We start from the raw sequence: 16,576 nt of genomic DNA on the forward strand, positions 1-16,576 counted from the left end.
GGCGCCCGCCGGCGAAGACTTCAGGCATGCCACCGGGGTGGCGCCAGTCAGTCGACCGGGCTGAACGTCCACAGCAGGTTGTTGTTCTGCTGCCACGTCCACTGCTTGGTCACGGCCCCTGAGGCGACGATTCCGCCGCCGTCGAGGACCAGTCCCGTGCTGCGGTTGGCGATCGAGTACCGGCCTTGGCCGCGGTGGGTGATCCGCCACTGTTGGGTTTCACTGCCGTCCCAGGCCCTCTGCCGGGCCGGGTCGGCGTTGCTGGTGTAGCCCCAGCCGTCGGCGACCATGCCGTTGGCTCGGTTGACGAGCCTGTAGTAGCCGTTGCCGAGTTCAATCGCCTGCCACTGGAGATTGGCGTGCTCCATCGACTCCCACTGCTTCAGGTTCGAGCCGCTGGCGACCTGTCCGCCGCTGTCCAGCATCAGATGGTTCGTGACGTTGGTCAGGCTGTAGTACGTGGCCGGGTCGAACGTCACCTTCAGCGAGGCTATGGCGTCGTTGTCTCCGGTCGTCCGAAGGTCGGCGGTGTTGGAGGTGAACGTCCAGGCGGTGCCGGTGAAGTTGTCGCCGGAGTAGCCCGTCACCTGGTAGCGGTCGGGTACGAGGAGGGAGGAGGTCATGGCAGGCCCAGGCCGGCGGAGGACAGCTGGGAGGAGGTGTAGCTGCCCAGAGGAAGAACGGCGCGGGCACCTTGGTAGCCGGTGTTCTGGAACACCGTCGCGGAGACCCTCACGGGCATGCCCTGGACCTCGACGCACACCACGGAGTCGTTGGCGTTCGGCGCGGTGGCGGGCACGGTGACGTTGATCTGGTCGGTGACGGTGTACGGGAGCGACCGAGGGGTTGTTCAGCAGATAGACGCGGCTGACCGTGTTGTCGACCGCCGGGATCCGGAGCTGGCCGTTCGTGGGCCAGGTGAAGACATGGGCGAAGAGCTTGCCGTTCTTCTTGGTGACCTTCCCCCACGCCGGTTCGGTGGCGAACGGGCTGCCGCTGGTGCCGTGAATGCTGTCGCTGTACGTCGACATCCATGAGGCCAGGCCGTTCAGGACGGTCTGGGTTCCCGCCGTGACTGAACCATCGCCCTTGGGGCCGATGTTCAACAGGAGGTTGCCGTCCCGGGAGACCACTGTGACGAGTTCCTGGACCATGTCCTTGACGGATCTGTAGGAGTTCTCCCTCGACGCGTCGTAACCCCAGGCGCCGTTCATGGTGGCGCACCGCTCCCACGGCCGGCCCATCGGCTCGCCGGGTATCGCGAACTCCGCGACCGCGTAGTCGCCGAGACCGTGGTCCCGCTTGACCCGTTCGTTGACGATGAGGCCGGGCTTGCGGGCGATCAGCCAGTTGTAGAGGCCGACGCCGTCCGATGTCAGCCACCAGTCTTCCAGGGTGGGGCTGGAGGGCTCGCCGAACCAGTCGCCGTCGAACCAGAGCAGGGCCGGGTCGTAGCGGTCCAGCAGTTCCTGGAGCTGCGCCTTCATGTCGGCGATGTACGCGGTGCGGGCGGCCTGCGAGGACATCGTCGTGAGACCGCCCTCGTGGCGGTCGGTCTGGGACGGGTGGTTCCAGTCGAGAATCGAGTAGTACAGGCAGAACTTGATCCCACGGCTCTCGCACTCCGTCTTGAGGTCCATGAGCAGGTCGGTCCGGATGCCGTTGAAGTCGTGCAGGTTGTACTGCTTGTTGCCCGTGCTGTCGGTGAAGCCGGGGACGTCGGAGTCCCACATCGCGTAGCCCTCGTGGTGCTTGGCGGTGATCACGAGGTACTTCATGCCGGCGTTCTCGGCCAGTTCGGCGATGGTGGCGGCGTCGAACTCGGTCGGGTCGAAGCTATCGGTGACCTGCGTCTGGTAGTCCGCCTTGCTCCACCGCTGGCTGTCGAACGCCCACTCGCCCTGGCCGAGGTGCGAGTAGGACCCGAAGTGGATGAACATCCCGAACCGGGCCTGGTACCACCAGTCCATCTTCGAGGGGACGGCGTACGCCGCGGCCGTGGAGGGCCACAGGGCCTGCGGCAGCCCGAAGGCCGCCACTCCTCCGGCAAGGGCGGCGGCCTTCATCAGAGAGCGTCTGCTGAGGCGAGCTGAGGACATGGTGCGGCTCCATGTGTCAGGGGGAGGGATGGCAAGGCGTCAAGGAGCGAAGTGCCGGCCTGGGTGCCGTACTCCGCGTCATCCCAAAGAAAAGACATCGGATGGATTTACAGGATCACAATGGCGGCCGTGTCTAGAGGTGAGACAAGAGCCGCCGGGAATAAGGCTATATACGAAGGATCTTCGGACGCGGGTCCGCCTACTGAGGGGCTGTCATCCATCCGGATCGATGCTATACATCGGATGTCCTACACTTGAGGTCGCGCGTACCACGCTCGCGGTGGCCCGTCATTTCGCCCGGCACCGACAGTTCTACGGCGCGATGCTGACCGGATCGTGCGCGTATGCCGCGATCAGAACGGTGAACAGCCTGTTCCGCCCCTACAGCGTCGCCGGCGCCCGGCAGTTGTTCGGCGACCTCGACGAACAGGCCGCCGGCGAGGTGGCGGATTTCTTCACCGGTGCCACAGCGATGGCGCTGACCGGGTGGCTGGTCGACGGGCCGGTCCCGCTGGATCCGGACGGGTTCGCCGAGCGCCTGCCGCGTATCCAGTCCGTCATCACCGGCGCGCACGGCGGCCGGGCCCCCGCGCACGCGGAGGAGCCGCGATGAGAACACCGCCTTTGACCAGCCTGCTCATCGCAGCACGCGCGGCGCGTCCGGCTCCGGCGGGGACTTCGTCGTTTCGGTTGAGGCAACCGAGAACCTGAGTTGTTCAGCGAGGGCGGCGCTTGGCGAGGCGGCGAACGAGCAGGGGGACGACGGTTCCTGTCAGGAGGGCGGCGAGCGGTAAGGCGACGTTCACCCAGGGGGCTCGGAGGGGTTTGTAGGTGGCGGTGCCGTCTTTGATCTCGATGTAGCCGCGGGGGCGGGCGCCGGCTCCGCCCCCTCCTTCGCCGGTGTTGGCGGCTCCGGCTTCGGGGCCCGTGCCCCCGGCGAATCCGAAGGCGACTTCGGCGACCGGAATGACGGTGATTCCGCCGCTGGTGACGGGTTCGCCGAAGACGGCTGTCACCGAGGCCCGGCTACCGAGCTGTTCGGCCAGGCGTTCCATCAGGGCTGCGGCCGTGCCGGCCTGCGGGACGGGCTGGGCCGGTGCTTCTGAGCTGGTCATCGGATACCTCCGGGGTGGCGGTTGCGGCGGTACCGAGGATATGGGGGGTGCCTAGCATGGGCCGCGTGCGGATCGGTTGCGTGGCGGGGAGCCGGGCACACCACGGCCGCCTCGAACCAGCCGTCGGGGAAGGGCAGTTGCAGGGCTCCTACGCGGCGGAAGCCGTGGTGATGCCGATGCACTTCAGGTTCGCCGGGCGGCGCAGCCAGAGGGCGGGTGTCTGGTTCGTCGTCGCGGTTGGGGCAAGCGGACTGATCGGGGGACTGCGTCGAGGGGTCACGGTCGTGGTCGGGCGAACAGTCCCCGCTCGGTCTCGATCAGGACGCCGCGGCGGGCCAGGCGCTTGAGCTTGGTGCGGACGTTGTTGACGTTGTTGACGTTGTTCGGCACGATCTTCAGGTCCATCGCTTCTTCGCAGACGTGCCATGCCCACAGCGGACCGTCGGCCTCGGCGAACACCGCCAGAATCGGCGAGCAGTGCGTCGGCGGTCACGTCGGAGAACGCCGGGGCCTCTCACTCCTGGAAGAACACGGCGCGGCGATCACGGCGATCGGAGCGGATGAGCCACTTGCCCTTGTGCCGGCCACCCCGCCTGGAGGGAGTGGAGCCCATCTTGCGATCACACCTGTCGTCGTTTGAGCCACGCCATGAGACATGTGGCGGTGAGGCCGGGACGCCTTCACCGGCTTGCGGGCGTGTGATTCGTGTGGTGAGGGCGGCAGAGGAGTTCTCGTACTGTGACCATGGGTTACTGGAGTCGGAAGGTTCAGTGGCCGTCATCTGGCCGCGCCAGTTCGGTGCGCGGCTCGACGGTGCCCGGGCGGGAGCCGTTTGTGCCGCCGTCCCAGGCGGGGCGCAGTGCGACGGCGGCATGCGGCGCCTCGGCAGACGCTCCTCACCGAGATCCTCGTGTCGCTGACAATCGAGGCGTCGAGGGGAGCAGATCCGGCAACCCGGCCGGGAACGCGAGAAGGAGGCGCTGAGCGTGATCGGTACATGGCTCCGTGAGCTCGGCCCACGTGACGAAGACGCGGTGGCGCACTCGGTGCTGCCGCCGCCCAGGCTGGCGGAGTTCGTGACCCGCGTCGGAGCGGGCCCCTCTGGCTGGGCGGTGGAGCTCGGCCGGGCCATGACCGTACACATCACCGAGGAGATCCCGGAACTGGCCCTCGACGGGATCGCGCAGGAGCTTCGCAGGGGCTGCGAGGCGGTCGCCCTGGGCCTGGTGGCCGCCCTGTCCGAGCAGCGGGACTTCGCTGTCGCCGACGTGCCCGAGGTCTTCCTGGGCACGGCCGAGGTGGTGAGCCGGGGCGTAGGGATGGAGCACATGCTGCGCGCGATCCACGTGGGCCACGCCTTCGCCGTCCACGAGGTGCTGGACGCCTGTGAACGGCTGCTGCCGGTCGACGAGCGGTTCACGGCGATGCGGCGCGTCTGCGAGCTGATGCTCGCGGTCGTCGACGAGCTGACGGCCGACATGGCCCGCGAGTTCGGTCAGGTGCAGCAGGCATGGCTGGCCAGTGCCGCCGCCGCCCGGATGGAGGTCGTACAGAGCGTCCTGCACGGCGACCCGGTGCCGCTGGATCGTGCCGCGCGTGTTCTCGGGTACGACCTGACCAGGCAGCATCTCGCTGTCGTCGCCTGGGCCGACGATCCGACCCCCGTGTGGTCGGGCCGGCTGGAGGAGGCCGCGGTCGACCTGCTGCGTGCGGCCGGCTGCACGTCGACCCTGGTGGTGCCGGTCGGCGACCGGAGAGTGTGGGCCTGGGGCTCCGGTGTCCGTCGGCCACCGGTCCTCCCCGCGAACGGCACACCCCGGCCCGGCCCTGGAGTGCGGATCGCCGCGGGGCTGGCGGCCCCGTCGCTCGACGGTTTCCGGGACAGCCACCACCAGGCGCTGGAAGCCGCCCGGGTCGGCATGATGTCCCACGGGCAGCCGTCCGGCGCTCGCCGGCTTTTCGACTACGGCGAACTCGACCTGGTGGCCATGCTCAGCTACCGCATCGGCCCGGCCCGCGAATTCGTCCGGCGCGAGCTCGGCGGGCTGGCGGGTCCCGGTGAGTCCACCGCCACGGTCCGGACCACGCTCAAGTGCTACCTGGACGAGGAGCGCAGCCTCAACGGCGCGGCCGAGCGCCTGCACGTCGCACGCAACACGGTCGCCTACCGGGTGCAGCGGGCGGAGCAGCTGCGCGGGAGAGAGATCGGCGTACGGCGTATGCAGCTCCAGGCGGCCTTGACGCTCGTCGAGGAGCTCGGCGAGGCGGTCCTCTCCCCGGACCCGACGCCGTCCTGAGGCAGTCGGGACAGGCTTCCCGGCCCGCAAGGTGACTGGAGTACAAGCGGAGCGCGTGCGTTTGCACCGCAGTCCAAGCGACACCACGGGGACGTGGGGCTTCATGGTGGGGTCCGTACCGCCCCCCCGACACCGCTGACGCGGGACGTCGGCCCTTGCCAGGAGCCCTTGATGCCGGCTGTCACGAACAACCCGACCCGCCTTCCGGCCGAGGTGCTCGAATCCGTCGAGCGGCGTGTCCTGTGGCTCTCGGCGGCGATGGTCGACCACGCCAACAACGTCCGCGAGGACCCCTCGGGCCTGAAGGTCGCAGGCCACCAGGCGTCGAGCGCGTCGATGGTCTCGGTCATGACCGCGTTGTGGTTCCAGCACCTCCGGCCCCAGGACCGCGTCTCGGTCAAGCCGCACGCGTCACCGGTGCTGCACGCGATCAATCACCTTCTCGGCGACCTCGACGCCAGGTACCTCACGACGCTGCGTGAGTCCGGCGGCCTGCAGAGCTACCCCAGCCGTACCAAGGACCCCGATCCGGCCGACTACTCGACCGGCTCGGTCGGCATCGGGGCGACGGCACCGGTCTGGGGCGCGCTGGCACGGCGTTATGTCCACGCCCGCTTCGGGGGAGCCGGCACAGGTCGCCAGTACTCCCTCATGGGCGACGCCGAACTGGACGAAGGCGCCTGCTGGGAGGCCGTCCTGGACCCGATGGTCGCGGACCTGGGCGAGGTCGTCTGGATCGTGGACATGAACCGCCAGTCACTGGACCGTGTGGTGCCCGACATCGCCGCCCACCGTCTGGGGGGAATGTTCGCCGCCGCCGGATGGCAGGTCGTCACCGTCAAGTACGGCAGCCTCCTGGAGGGCCTGTTCACCCGCCCCGGTGGCCACGCCCTGCGCGAGCGACTCGACGCGATGACCAACCCCGAGTACCAGCGGCTGCTCCGGCTGCCGGCCCGCGACGTGCGCGAGCGCCTTCCCGGCACCGACGCCGACGCCGGCACCGACGCGGACACGCACCGGATCCGCTCCCTCCTCGCCGAAGTACCCGACGAGGATCTGCTGCGGGCTCTGCGCAACCTGGGCGGCCACGACCACAAGGCCCTCGCGGACGCGTTCGACACCATCGACGACAGCCGCCCCACGGTGATCTTCGCCTACACCGTCAAGGGGTACGGCCTGCCCACCGAAGGCCACCCCCAGAACCACTCCTCGCTGCTGACCGCGTCCCAGGTCGCCGATCTCGCCGCCCGGCTCGGCGTGGACCTCGCGGACAAGTGGGCCCGGTTTCCCGCCGGCAGTCCCGAGGCGGTCGCCTGCGCCGAGGCGTCGGCACGCCTTGCCCGCGCCCCGGTCCCCGAGGCCGACCCGCCGCCCGTGCCGACCGACTTCGGCCGGACCGTCTCCGGAACCCAGTCGAGCCAGGCGGCCCTCGGCCGGACTCTGCTCGACCTCCTCAGGTCGGCCCCCGAGACCGGAGCGCGCGTGGTCACGCTGAGCCCCGACGTCAGCTCCACCACGAACCTCGGCGGCTGGGTCAACAAGGTCGGCGCCTGGTCCGCCGCCGAACGCCACAACTGGTTCGCCGACGACCCCGACACCTTCCTGCACTGGCGCGAAAGCCCCCACGGCCAGCACATCGAGCTCGGCATCGCCGAGACCAACCTCGTGTGCGCCCTGGGCGAGCTCGGCTCCACGTGGAGCCGCTGGGGCCGGCCACTGCTGCCGATCGGCGTCCTGTACGACCCGTTCGTGGAACGGGCCCTGGAGCCCTGGTCCTTCGGTATCTACTCCGGCGGACAGTCGATCCTCGTCGGAACCCCCTCCGGTGTGACCCTCGCCGCCGAGGGCGGCGCACACCAGTCGGTCAAAACGCCCTCGATCGGTCTGGAGCAGCCCGGCTGCACCACCTACGAACCGGCCTTCGCCCAGGACACCGAGTGGGTCCTGCTCGCCTCCCTGGCCCGCCTGGGCAGGAAGAACGGCCGCTCGGCCTACCTGCGCCTGTCGACCAGGCCGGTCGACCAGACGCTCGCCGACGTGCCGGCCGACCCCGTGGCACGCGAACGGCGCCGCAGGCACACCGTCGCCGGCGGGTACGTGCTGCGCCGGACCAGCGGCGCCGTCGTGACCATCGCCGCCATGGGTGCGCTCCTGCCGGAGGCCGTCGCGGCCGCGGACCGTCTCACCGCCCTGGGGCAGCCGGCGGACGTGCTGTGCGTCACCAGCCCCGGTCTCCTCTTCGAGGCCGTACAGGCACGCCGCGGCCTGAGCGACACACCGGACCGGATCCTCGACACCCTGCTGCCCGCCTCGACGGCCAGGCCCCTGGTCACGGTGCTCGACGGACATCCGCACACCCTGGCCTTCCTCGCCACCGTGCACGGCGTTCCCGCCACCCACCTCGGTGTCAGCCGGTTCGGACAGTCGGGCGACCTGGCGAGCGTGTACCGCCACCACGGCATCGACGAGCCGGCGATCGTGTGCGCCGCCCTGGACCTCGTCGACTGAAGCCGACCGAACCGACCGAACCGACCGAACGGGCCGAACGGGCCGAACCGGCCGAACCGGCTGAACCGGCTGAACCGGCTGAACCGGCCGAACCGGCTGAACCGGCCGAACCGGCCGAACCGGCCGCCGACATGCCAACGCGCCCGGCCCGCGTTCCCCACACCAGTCCCACCAGCGCCCCGGAGGCTCGTCCATGGTCACCCATCTGGCCCACTACCGCTCCTTCAGCGAAAACAGGTGGGGTGTCGTCATCGACGGTGGGCTCTCGCCCCTGAGCGACACCTACCGCACCACCGCGGACCTCATCCGGCACGGCAGCGACGACTGGCGTGCCGCGAGCCGCCAACCCGTGGCCCTCCACCTGGACGACGTGGAACTGCTGTCCCCGGTGACGCGGCCCTGCCGGGTGATCTGCCAGGGAGCCAACTACCGTCAGCACGCGATCGAGTCCGGGATGGACCCCGACGCCCGCGCGTTCAACCTCTTCTTCGACAAGACCGACGCCTCGCTCACCGGCCCGCACGCGTCTGTCGCCCGGCCGAGCCATGTGCGCCTCCTCGACTACGAGATCGAACTCGCCCTGGTGCTGCGCAAGGAGGTCACTGAGCCGGAGGAGGTCACGGACAAGAACCTCCACGAGTACGTCTTCGGGGTCACGATCGCCAACGATCTCTCCGCCCGCGATGTTCAGTTGCCCCAGGGCCAGTTCCTCAAGGGCAAGAGCTACCGCGGTTTCTGTCCCGTCGGCCCTTTCCTCGCCGTACCGGAACCCGACGAGTTCCCCCTCCTGGACGAACTCGGCCTGCGCCTCGAAGTCAACGGAGGACTCCGCCAGCAGGACAGCACCACCAACCTGCTGTACCGCCCCGCCGAGACCCTCAAGGAGCTGACCACCTTCTGCAACCTCAGCCCCGGTGACCTCCTCCTCACCGGCACCCCCCACGGGTGCGTGGCGACGTCACCTCCCGCCCTGGTGCGCCGGCTCGCCACCGCCCTGCTGCCCGAGGACAAGCTGTGGGCCCTGTTCATCCGCCAGAACCTGAAAAAGCCCTATCTCGCGCCGGGTGACGTCATCACCGCCGCCATCCACAACGCCGACCGGTCCATCGACCTGGGCGTCCAGCACACCACCATCACCGCGCCCTGAACGGACCCGAGGAAGGACAGCACATGCGGCACACGAGCCCCGACACCGCGGCTGGCCAGGAATCATCTCCTTCGGGCGCCCTCGCTCCCGACTTCCTGGCCCACTGGGTCGTCAAGACCGCGCGCGGCAAGGAGATGATCGCCTGGTACGGCACCGTCTTCGGCGCGCGCGTCGTTCACGAGGACAAGCAGATCGCCTTCCTCACCTGGGACGAGGAGAGCCACCGCCTCGCCCTCGTCAAGGTCCCCGGCCTCCTTCGCCACGTCTTCCCCCTGGCCCGGTTCCGCCGGAAGATCTACGGAATCGACCACCTCGCCTTCACCTTCCGGTCGCTGGAGCGGCTGTTGTCGACCTACGACCGCCTCAGGAAGGCCGGAGTCCTGCCGGTGTGGGCGATCAACCACGGCCCCACGACCTCCCTCTACTACGAGGACCCCGACGGCATCCGCCTGGAATTCCAGACCGAGAACTTCCCCACGTCCCAAGCGACCGCGGACCACTTCGGCAGCCCCGCCTTCGCGGCCAATTCCATCGGAACCGACATCGACCCCGACTACCTGCTCGAACGGCTCAGGAGCGGTGCGTCCCCGGCGGACCTGCTCAAGCCCGGCGCCGGCACCCGCCCGGGCACCACTCCGCGGGCCAACAAGCGGGCGATCACATGGAAGACGCTCTGAGCCATGTCCATCGAACCGACTCAACCAGCCGAACCGGCCGAGCCGATCGTCATCGTCGGTGGGGGAGCGACAGGATGCACCCTCGCCCTCCTCCTCGCCCGCCACGGCATCCCCAGCACCGTCCTCGAACGGCGAACGGACCCCCTGCTGCACCCCGCCGCACACGTCGTCAACGCGCGCTCATTCGAGATCTGGCACCACGCGTCACCGAAGCTGGCACAGGAGATCGCGGCGCTGGCCCCACCGATCGAGACCGTCAACATCATCCGCTGGAACTGCCGGCTCGCCGACGAACCGCTGGGCGAGATCGACCTCCTCGAAGACTCCGAACAGCTCGCGCTCGTACGCACCCACAGCCCGTTCCTGATCTCCCACATCGGACAGCACCTTCTGATGCCCGTGCTCTGGAAGGCCCTGGAACGCGAACCCCTCGTGGACTTCCGGCGCGGCACCACGGTCCGTCACATCAAGGACGTGACCGCGAGATTCGTCATCGCCGCTGACGGCGCGAACAGTGCCATCCGCGAAAGCGCCGGGATCCGTATGCGGGGCCGGGCGCTGGCGAACATGGGCAGCGTCTTCTTCAACGCCCCCGACCTCCACCCGGAGGGCACGGCCACACCCCTGCTCACCTGGATCTACGAACCGAACCTCTGCGGCGTCCTGATCTCCCACGCGGGCGGCGACTACGTGCTCATGACCGCCTACCTCCATCCGGAACAACAGATCGCGCGCGACAGCCGCACCTACTGGGAGCGCACCCTCCCCAAGGTGCTGGGACCGGACGTCCCCGTCGAGGTCCGTTCGACCGGTACCTGGACCATGACCTCCCACACGGCCGACACCTTCCGCCAAGGCCGGCTGCTCCTCGCCGGCGACGCCGCACACCGCTTCCCGCACACCGGCGGATTCGGCCTCAACAGCGGTGTCCAGGACGCCCACAACCTCGCCTGGAAGATCGCCGCGGTGCTCGACGGCTCCGCGAACGACACTCTCCTCGACACCTACGAGACAGAGCGCCGGCCCGTCGTCGAACGCTTCGCCGAGCAGAGCGTGGCCAACCACTTCCGCCTCGACGAGGTGACCAAGCCGCTCGGCATCACCAACCGGTCTCTTCGCGCGGCCACCGAAGCCGTCAGCCACCCCCTGCTCTCCCGGGTACCCGGACGGCTGATGGCCAGGGCCGCGGACCTCGTGACACGCCTGCAGCTGCGCCGTACCCGAGCCCTGCGGGGCGACAGTTCCCGGGCGCGCCGGCTCCGTACGGACATCGCCTCCAGCATCCCTGCGCAACTGGAGCACTTCGCCTCCACCGGACTTGAGTTCGGCTACGCCTACGACGGTCCTCTCATCTGCCGCGAGCCGGGACCGCAGCCGCTCGACGGCGAGGGCGTCGTCAGCTACCGTCCCACGACCTGGCCCGGCGCCCGCCTCCCGCACGCCATGGTCCTGCACGAGGGAAGCCCTCACCCGGTACACGACCTCCTCGCGCACAACGGACTCACCCTCGTCACCCCGGACCCCCGGGCATGGACACACGCGCTACGGGGACGCCGGTTCGCGACCATTCTTCCCCTCCAGGTACTCGGCCTGGTCGCCACGCCCCCCGGCGATCAGCGAAACCTCCTGGACCTCTACGAGGTGGGTGAGCGAGGAGCCGTTCTGGTGAGACCGGACGGCCACGTCGCCTGGCGCACCACGGAGGCATGCCGTGATGCCGCCGACGAGCTCATCTCCCTGCTCGAGAACAAGTGGGGACCCTTCGGCGCGGCTCAGCGCTGAGCGTTCCGCCGTAAGTCCGGCGGACAACCCCGTGATCCCGACTGCGGAAAGGCCCGCCCGCTTGACAGGAGGCAAATATCGGCAACACTGTAACCATTATGAAGACCTGGTCTGAATCCCAATCCGACTCGCTCTTCGCGGACGTCGATGGTCTGCGGGTCCACTACAAACGCGCCGGGCACGGGCCGCCAGTCGTGCTGCTGCACGGCAGCGCCTCGTCCCTGCACCACTTCGAGGGCGTGGCGGCCCTGCTCTCGGAGTCCTACGACGTCATCCGTCCCGACCTGCCGGGGTGGGGACTCACCGGTCCGCGGGCCGACCGCAACTACCGCGTCCCGACGTACGCGGCGACCGTCGCCCGTTTCCTGGACGCCCTGGGCGTACGCCGCTGCGCGGTGGTGGGCAACTCGCTCGGCGGGAACATCGCGTGGAACCTCGCGCTGGACCGCCCGGAGCGGGTCAACGCCCTGGTGCTCGTCAATGCCACCGGTTACCCGGAGCATTCGCTCCCGGCGGGTATGCGGCTGGCCCGCAACCCGCTGCTGCGTCCCGTGCTGCGCCGGGCGATGCCACGCCGCGCGATCGAGCGGAACCTGCGCTCGGCCGTCGGCCCGCACTCGGAGATCGTCGACGCGGAGCTGGTGGAGCGGTCGTACCAGCTGATGAGCCGGCCCGGAAACCGGTCGGCCTTCGTCGACTTCGTCAACACCGACCAGCCCGACCGCAGTGCGGAGATTCCGCGCATCGCGGTGCCGACGCTGGTGCTGCGCAGCGCGGCCCTGGATGGCCAGCATTTCGCCCGGGACATCCCCGGCGCCCAGGAGCTGGTCCATCCCGACGGCGGACGCCTGCTGCCGGAAGAGGAGCCGCAGTGGGTCGGCGGCGCCGTCGCCGGCTTCCTCGGCTCCCCTGCCGACAGCACGCGGCCGCGGCGAGGAGGCCGACCGTGAAGTACTTCGTATCCACCAGTGAGGACCGCCGTCTCGACCCGGCCTCGCGACAGAACCTGCGCGGCAGCTTCGTCGAGCTGTCCGACGGTGTCACCCACTACGAGCTGGCCGGACCCGGGGACGGCGACGTCGTCCTGCTGGCCGGCAGTCTCACGGTTCCGCTGTTCTACTGGGACGCGCTGGCGGCGGAACTCCAGGCCCGGGGGCTGCGCACCCTGGCGTGCAGCGCGTACGGGCGCGGCTACTCCGACCGCGTGCGGACGACGTACGACGAGACGCTCTTCGTCCGCCAGCTCTTCGAGCTCAAGGACAAGCTCGGCATCAGGCAGCCGGTGCATCTGGTCGGCACCTCCATCGGCGGCCTCGTCGCGATGCAGTACGCCGCGCGGCACCGGGAGTCCCTGATGACCCTGACCATCGCGGGACCTGCCGGGCTCATCCCCAAGAAGGTGCCGACGGACCGGCTGTTCGCCAGTGACCTGCTGACCGGCTTCGTGGCCCGGCGGTTCGGCCGCCGGCTGCTGGAGAGCCACCTGGGCCACAACGTGCGCGATCCGCAGCGCCAGGCAGAGCTGACCGCGATGGTCCTCGACGCCTACCGCTACGAAGGTTCGCTCTACGCGTTCTTCGAAACCCTCCAGCATGTGCCGCTGTCCGGCCGCGCCGAGCTGTTCCGGCGCGCGGGCGACCTGAGCATACCGACACTGCTGCTCTGGGGCGCCGACGACAACGTCACGCCCATCGAGGCTCTCGACACCGCGCGCTCCCTGTTGAAGCCGCAGGAGTGCCACGTCATCGACTGCGGCCACATGGCCCCCTACGAACGCCCCCGCGAAGTCGCCGAGCACATCGCCTCGTTCGCGGCAACCCATACCGAAAGGCACAGCTCATGAACCACCACAAGCCCCTCGACGTCCTGATCATCGGCGCCGGCCCGACCGGGACCGCCCTGGCGATCGACCTCGCCCGGCGCGGCCTCGCCATCCGTATCGTCAACAAGTCGGACCACATCTTCGACGGCTCACGGGCCAAGGGCATCCAGCCCCGCAGCCTGGAGGTGCTGGAGGACCTCGGAGCACTCGACTCGGTCCTCGCGAGCGGCAGCACCTATCCGCTGCTCGGGATCCACGCCGGCCCGCTGGCGGTGCCGTGGCGGATGATGCGCAACCGGCAGCCGAGCGCGGACGTTCCGTACCCCAACACATGGCTGATCCCCCAGTACAGCACCGACCGCGCGCTGCACGACCGCCTCGAACAGCTCAGCCACCAGGTCGAGTTCGCGACGGAACTCGTCGAACTGACCCAGGACACCGACCTCGTCACCGCCAAGGTGGCGGGCCCCGACGGCATCGAGGAGATCACCGCCCGCTACGTCGTCGGCGCCGACGGCGGTTCGAGCGCCGTCCGCAAGCAGCTCGACATCGGCTTCACCGGGTCCACGGACGAGCAGGACCGGATGATCATCGTGGACGCCGTCACCACGGGCCTGCCCCGTGACCGCTGGCACATGTGGCCCCGCCCCGGGGGCAGGTTCACCGGCGCCTGCCCCCTGCCCCACAGCGACCTGTTCCAGTGGATGATCCGGCTGGCGGCCGACGAGGAGCCCGTGCTCGACGAGGCGCGGCTCAACGAACGGATCCGCTCGACCACCGGCAACAAGCACATCACACTGAGCGACATCCAGTGGACGTCGGTGTTCCGGCCCAACATCCGCCTCGCCGAGAGCTACGGCCAGGGTCGCGTCTTCCTCGCCGGGGACGCCGCCCACGTGCACACCCCGGCCGGCGCCCAGGGGCTGAACACCGGCATCCAGGACGCCTACAACCTCGGCTGGAAGCTCGCCCAGGTCCTGGCCGGCGCCGACCCCGCGCTCCTGGACACCTACGAGGCCGAACGCATGCCGATCGCGGCCGCGGTGCTCGGGCTGTCCACGAAGAAGTACGACGGCATCGCCAAGCTCGACCCGTCGAGCCTCAAGCGCGGCAAGGACGAACAGCAGCTCGCCCTCACCTACTTCGGCGGCCCCCTCGCCCCCGCCGACAGCAACCGCACCACGACACTGCGCGTCGGCGACCGGGCTCCGGACGCCGTGCTGACCGGCAGCGCCGGCAAGCACGTCAGGCTGTTCGACGTCATGCGCGGACCGCACTTCACCGTCCTGGCCCACGGCCGCGACGCCGCCCAGGCCCTCGACCAGCTCGAATGGCCGTCGACCGGCGCGCAGTTGAAGCGGATCGCCGTCGGCTCCACCGCCGAACGCGCGGACCACGTCCTCACCGACTCCGCGGGAACACTCGGCTCGGTCCACGGCCTCACCGAGGACACCCTGCTGCTCGTCCGCCCCGACGGCTACATCGGCCACATCGCGACCGGCGACTTCCTCACCAGCACCCGCGCCGCCATCCAGGCGATGACGCCCCCCGCGGGGAACCACACCGTATCGGAGGCCTCCCCCGGTACGGGGCGCGTCGCATGAGCCGTGTACTGCTGCGCGGCGCGCGGGTCGTCACCATGGCTCCGGGCCGACCCGACGCCGAGCGTGCCGACATCCTCGTCGACGGCGACCGCATCGTCCTGATCGGCGAGAACCTGGACGCGCCCGACGCCGAACCTGTCGACCTCACCGGGCGCGTGATCATCCCCGGTCTGGTCAACGCACACCTGCACACCTGGCAGACCGGGCTGCGTGCCGTGGGCGCCGACTGGACGCTCATGGAGTACCTCACCCACCTGCACGGGGGCGCCGTCCGGCACTACGGGCCCGACGACATGTACGTCAGCAATCTCGCCGGCGCGCTGAACCAGATCGACTGCGGCACCACCACCCTCGGCGACTGGTGCCACAACAGCCTGACGCCCGAGCACGCCGACGCGGCCGTCGAAGGGCTTCTCCAGGCCGGCATCCGGGCCGTCTTCCTGCATGGCACCCCCTACCGGGATCCGGACCTCCCGCATCCGCTCGCCGAGATCGACCGACTGCTGGACGGCCCTGTCCGCGGCCATGCCCTGCTCACCCTCGGCATGGCCGTCCAGGGGCCGCAGTACTCCTCCCCCGACACCGCGGTGGCCGACTTCCGGGCCGCGGCCGAACGCTCTCTCGTCGTGTCCCTCCACCAGAGCGGCGGGGAACTCGCGCCCGGCTGGGACGCCGTACGCACGGCCGGACTGTTCGGTCCCCGCACCAACGTGGTGCACGGCTCCGACATGCCCGACAGCTGGGTCAAGACACTCGTCGAGGCAGGCGTCACCTTCACCAGCACCCCCGAGAACGAACTCGGCCAGGGTCACGGCACTCCCGTCACCGGCGCCCTGCTGCGCCACGGCGGAGCCCCGTCGCTCGGCACCGACGTCGACACCGTCGTGCCCGGCCAGGTCCTCACCGCCGCCCGTGTCGCCCTCGCCCACCAGCGCGGCCTCGATCACGCCGACCACCGGCAGCGCACCGGCACGCACGCCACCACTGCGTCTCTCACCGCCAAGCAGGCTCTGGCGTGGGCCACCGTCGAAGGCGCGAAGGCGCTCGGCCTGGCCGATCAGGTCGGCCGCATCGAGCCGGGCATGCAGGCCGACCTCGTCGCCGTCGACACCCGTGCCCTGAACCTGTGGCCCGCCCACCATCCGATCGCCGCCGCCCTGCACTGCGACATCGCGAACATCGAAGCGGTCATGGTCGCCGGCCGCTGGCGCAAACGCGACCACGCCCTGCTCGACTGCGACCTCGACAAGGTCAAGGACCGGCTCCAGGAGTCGGGCGAACGGCTCCTCCGCGCGATGGACGGGGTGTGAGCGCTCGCAGCCGGCTGCCCGCGGCACCCGGGCAGCCACGCGTCGGCGCGCGTCCTCGCCGGCCGGCCGTACCGCGGGACACCGCGTTCCGGCTGGTGGCACCGGCCTTCGCCGGGACGATGCTGGGCACCACCCTGCCCACCCCGCTGTACGTGCTCTACCAGCAGCGCCTGGGCTTCTCGACGCTCATGAGCACGGTGATCCTCGCCGCGTAC

Annotated in this window: 12 protein-coding genes and 1 pseudogene; 10 read left to right on the forward strand and 3 right to left on the reverse strand. The window is 69.8% G+C overall.

Annotated elements, in window-relative coordinates:
- Positions 1-47: 47 nt before the first annotated feature.
- Positions 48-2,099: pseudogene (locus I8N67_RS21030) on the reverse strand (alpha-L-fucosidase).
- 280 nt (positions 2,100-2,379) lie between these two features.
- Between I8N67_RS21030 and I8N67_RS21035 the strand changes: the two are divergent.
- On the forward strand, positions 2,380-2,712 hold the full coding sequence (locus I8N67_RS21035) for a hypothetical protein (RefSeq protein WP_200304710.1): 333 nt from the start codon (positions 2,380-2,382) through the stop codon (positions 2,710-2,712).
- Between the two features lie 103 nt (positions 2,713-2,815).
- On the opposite strand, the gene I8N67_RS21040 is transcribed toward I8N67_RS21035, so the two are convergent.
- Both I8N67_RS21040 and I8N67_RS21045 read right to left on the reverse strand, forming a co-directional pair.
- Positions 2,816-3,214, reverse strand: coding sequence for a GerW family sporulation protein (locus I8N67_RS21040; RefSeq protein ID WP_200304711.1), 399 nt, complete (start codon positions 3,212-3,214; stop codon positions 2,816-2,818).
- A 276-nt stretch (positions 3,215-3,490) separates the two neighbouring features.
- Complete coding sequence (locus tag I8N67_RS21045) at positions 3,491-3,673, reverse strand: hypothetical protein (RefSeq protein WP_307835305.1); 183 nt, start codon at positions 3,671-3,673, stop codon at positions 3,491-3,493.
- Between the two features lie 527 nt (positions 3,674-4,200).
- On the opposite strand from I8N67_RS21045, the gene I8N67_RS44250 reads away from it, so the two are divergent.
- The 9 genes from I8N67_RS44250 to I8N67_RS21090 all read left to right on the forward strand — a co-directional run bounded on the left by I8N67_RS44250 (position 4,201) and on the right by I8N67_RS21090 (position 16,361).
- Positions 4,201-5,511, forward strand: coding sequence for a PucR family transcriptional regulator (locus I8N67_RS44250; RefSeq protein ID WP_200304712.1), 1,311 nt, complete (start codon positions 4,201-4,203; stop codon positions 5,509-5,511).
- Between the two features lie 168 nt (positions 5,512-5,679).
- On the forward strand, positions 5,680-8,019 hold the full coding sequence (locus I8N67_RS21055) for a thiamine pyrophosphate-binding protein (protein WP_372443769.1): 2,340 nt from the start codon (positions 5,680-5,682) through the stop codon (positions 8,017-8,019).
- A gap of 193 nt (positions 8,020-8,212) precedes the next feature.
- Complete coding sequence (locus I8N67_RS21060; RefSeq protein ID WP_200304714.1) at positions 8,213-9,166, forward strand: fumarylacetoacetate hydrolase family protein; 954 nt, start codon at positions 8,213-8,215, stop codon at positions 9,164-9,166.
- Between the two features lie 23 nt (positions 9,167-9,189).
- A complete protein-coding gene (locus tag I8N67_RS21065) occupies positions 9,190-9,843 on the forward strand; it encodes a VOC family protein (RefSeq protein WP_200304715.1) in 654 nt (217 codons plus the stop codon).
- Between the two features lie 3 nt (positions 9,844-9,846).
- Positions 9,847-11,625 carry an FAD-dependent monooxygenase gene (locus tag I8N67_RS21070; RefSeq protein WP_200304716.1) on the forward strand — a complete coding sequence of 593 codons (1,779 nt, stop codon included), beginning with the start codon at positions 9,847-9,849 and terminating at the stop codon, positions 11,623-11,625.
- Between the two features lie 98 nt (positions 11,626-11,723).
- The gene (locus I8N67_RS21075) at positions 11,724-12,575 is read left to right on the forward strand and encodes an alpha/beta fold hydrolase (RefSeq protein ID WP_200304717.1); all 852 of its coding nucleotides are present in this window, start codon (positions 11,724-11,726) and stop codon (positions 12,573-12,575) included.
- Positions 12,572-13,468, forward strand: coding sequence for an alpha/beta fold hydrolase (locus I8N67_RS21080; protein ID WP_200304718.1), 897 nt, complete (start codon positions 12,572-12,574; stop codon positions 13,466-13,468). Before I8N67_RS21075 ends, I8N67_RS21080 begins: the two co-directional genes overlap by 4 nt.
- Positions 13,465-15,051, forward strand: coding sequence for an FAD-dependent oxidoreductase (locus I8N67_RS21085; RefSeq protein ID WP_200304719.1), 1,587 nt, complete (start codon positions 13,465-13,467; stop codon positions 15,049-15,051). Before I8N67_RS21080 ends, I8N67_RS21085 begins: the two co-directional genes overlap by 4 nt.
- On the forward strand, positions 15,048-16,361 hold the full coding sequence (locus I8N67_RS21090) for an amidohydrolase family protein (RefSeq protein WP_200304720.1): 1,314 nt from the start codon (positions 15,048-15,050) through the stop codon (positions 16,359-16,361). Before I8N67_RS21085 ends, I8N67_RS21090 begins: the two co-directional genes overlap by 4 nt.
- Positions 16,362-16,576 lie beyond the last annotated feature (215 nt).

It is taken from the genome of Streptomyces adelaidensis (assembly GCF_016598475.1).
GTDB classification, from domain to species: Bacteria; Actinomycetota; Actinomycetes; order Streptomycetales; family Streptomycetaceae; genus Streptomyces; species Streptomyces adelaidensis.

Bases quoted from the DNA above. Each gene is read 5' to 3' on its own strand.
- I8N67_RS21065 (WP_200304715.1), top strand. From the start codon at position 9,190: ATGCGGCACACGAGCCCCGACACCGCGGCTGGCCAGGAATCATCTCCT.
- I8N67_RS21060 (WP_200304714.1), top strand. From the start codon at position 8,213: ATGGTCACCCATCTGGCCCACTACCGCTCCTTCAGCGAAAACAGGTGG.
- I8N67_RS21075 (WP_200304717.1), top strand. From the start codon at position 11,724: ATGAAGACCTGGTCTGAATCCCAATCCGACTCGCTCTTCGCGGACGTC.
- I8N67_RS21040 (WP_200304711.1), bottom strand. From the start codon at position 3,214: ATGACCAGCTCAGAAGCACCGGCCCAGCCCGTCCCGCAGGCCGGCACG.
- I8N67_RS21090 (WP_200304720.1), top strand. From the start codon at position 15,048: ATGAGCCGTGTACTGCTGCGCGGCGCGCGGGTCGTCACCATGGCTCCG.
- I8N67_RS21085 (WP_200304719.1), top strand. From the start codon at position 13,465: ATGAACCACCACAAGCCCCTCGACGTCCTGATCATCGGCGCCGGCCCG.
- I8N67_RS21070 (WP_200304716.1), top strand. From the start codon at position 9,847: ATGTCCATCGAACCGACTCAACCAGCCGAACCGGCCGAGCCGATCGTC.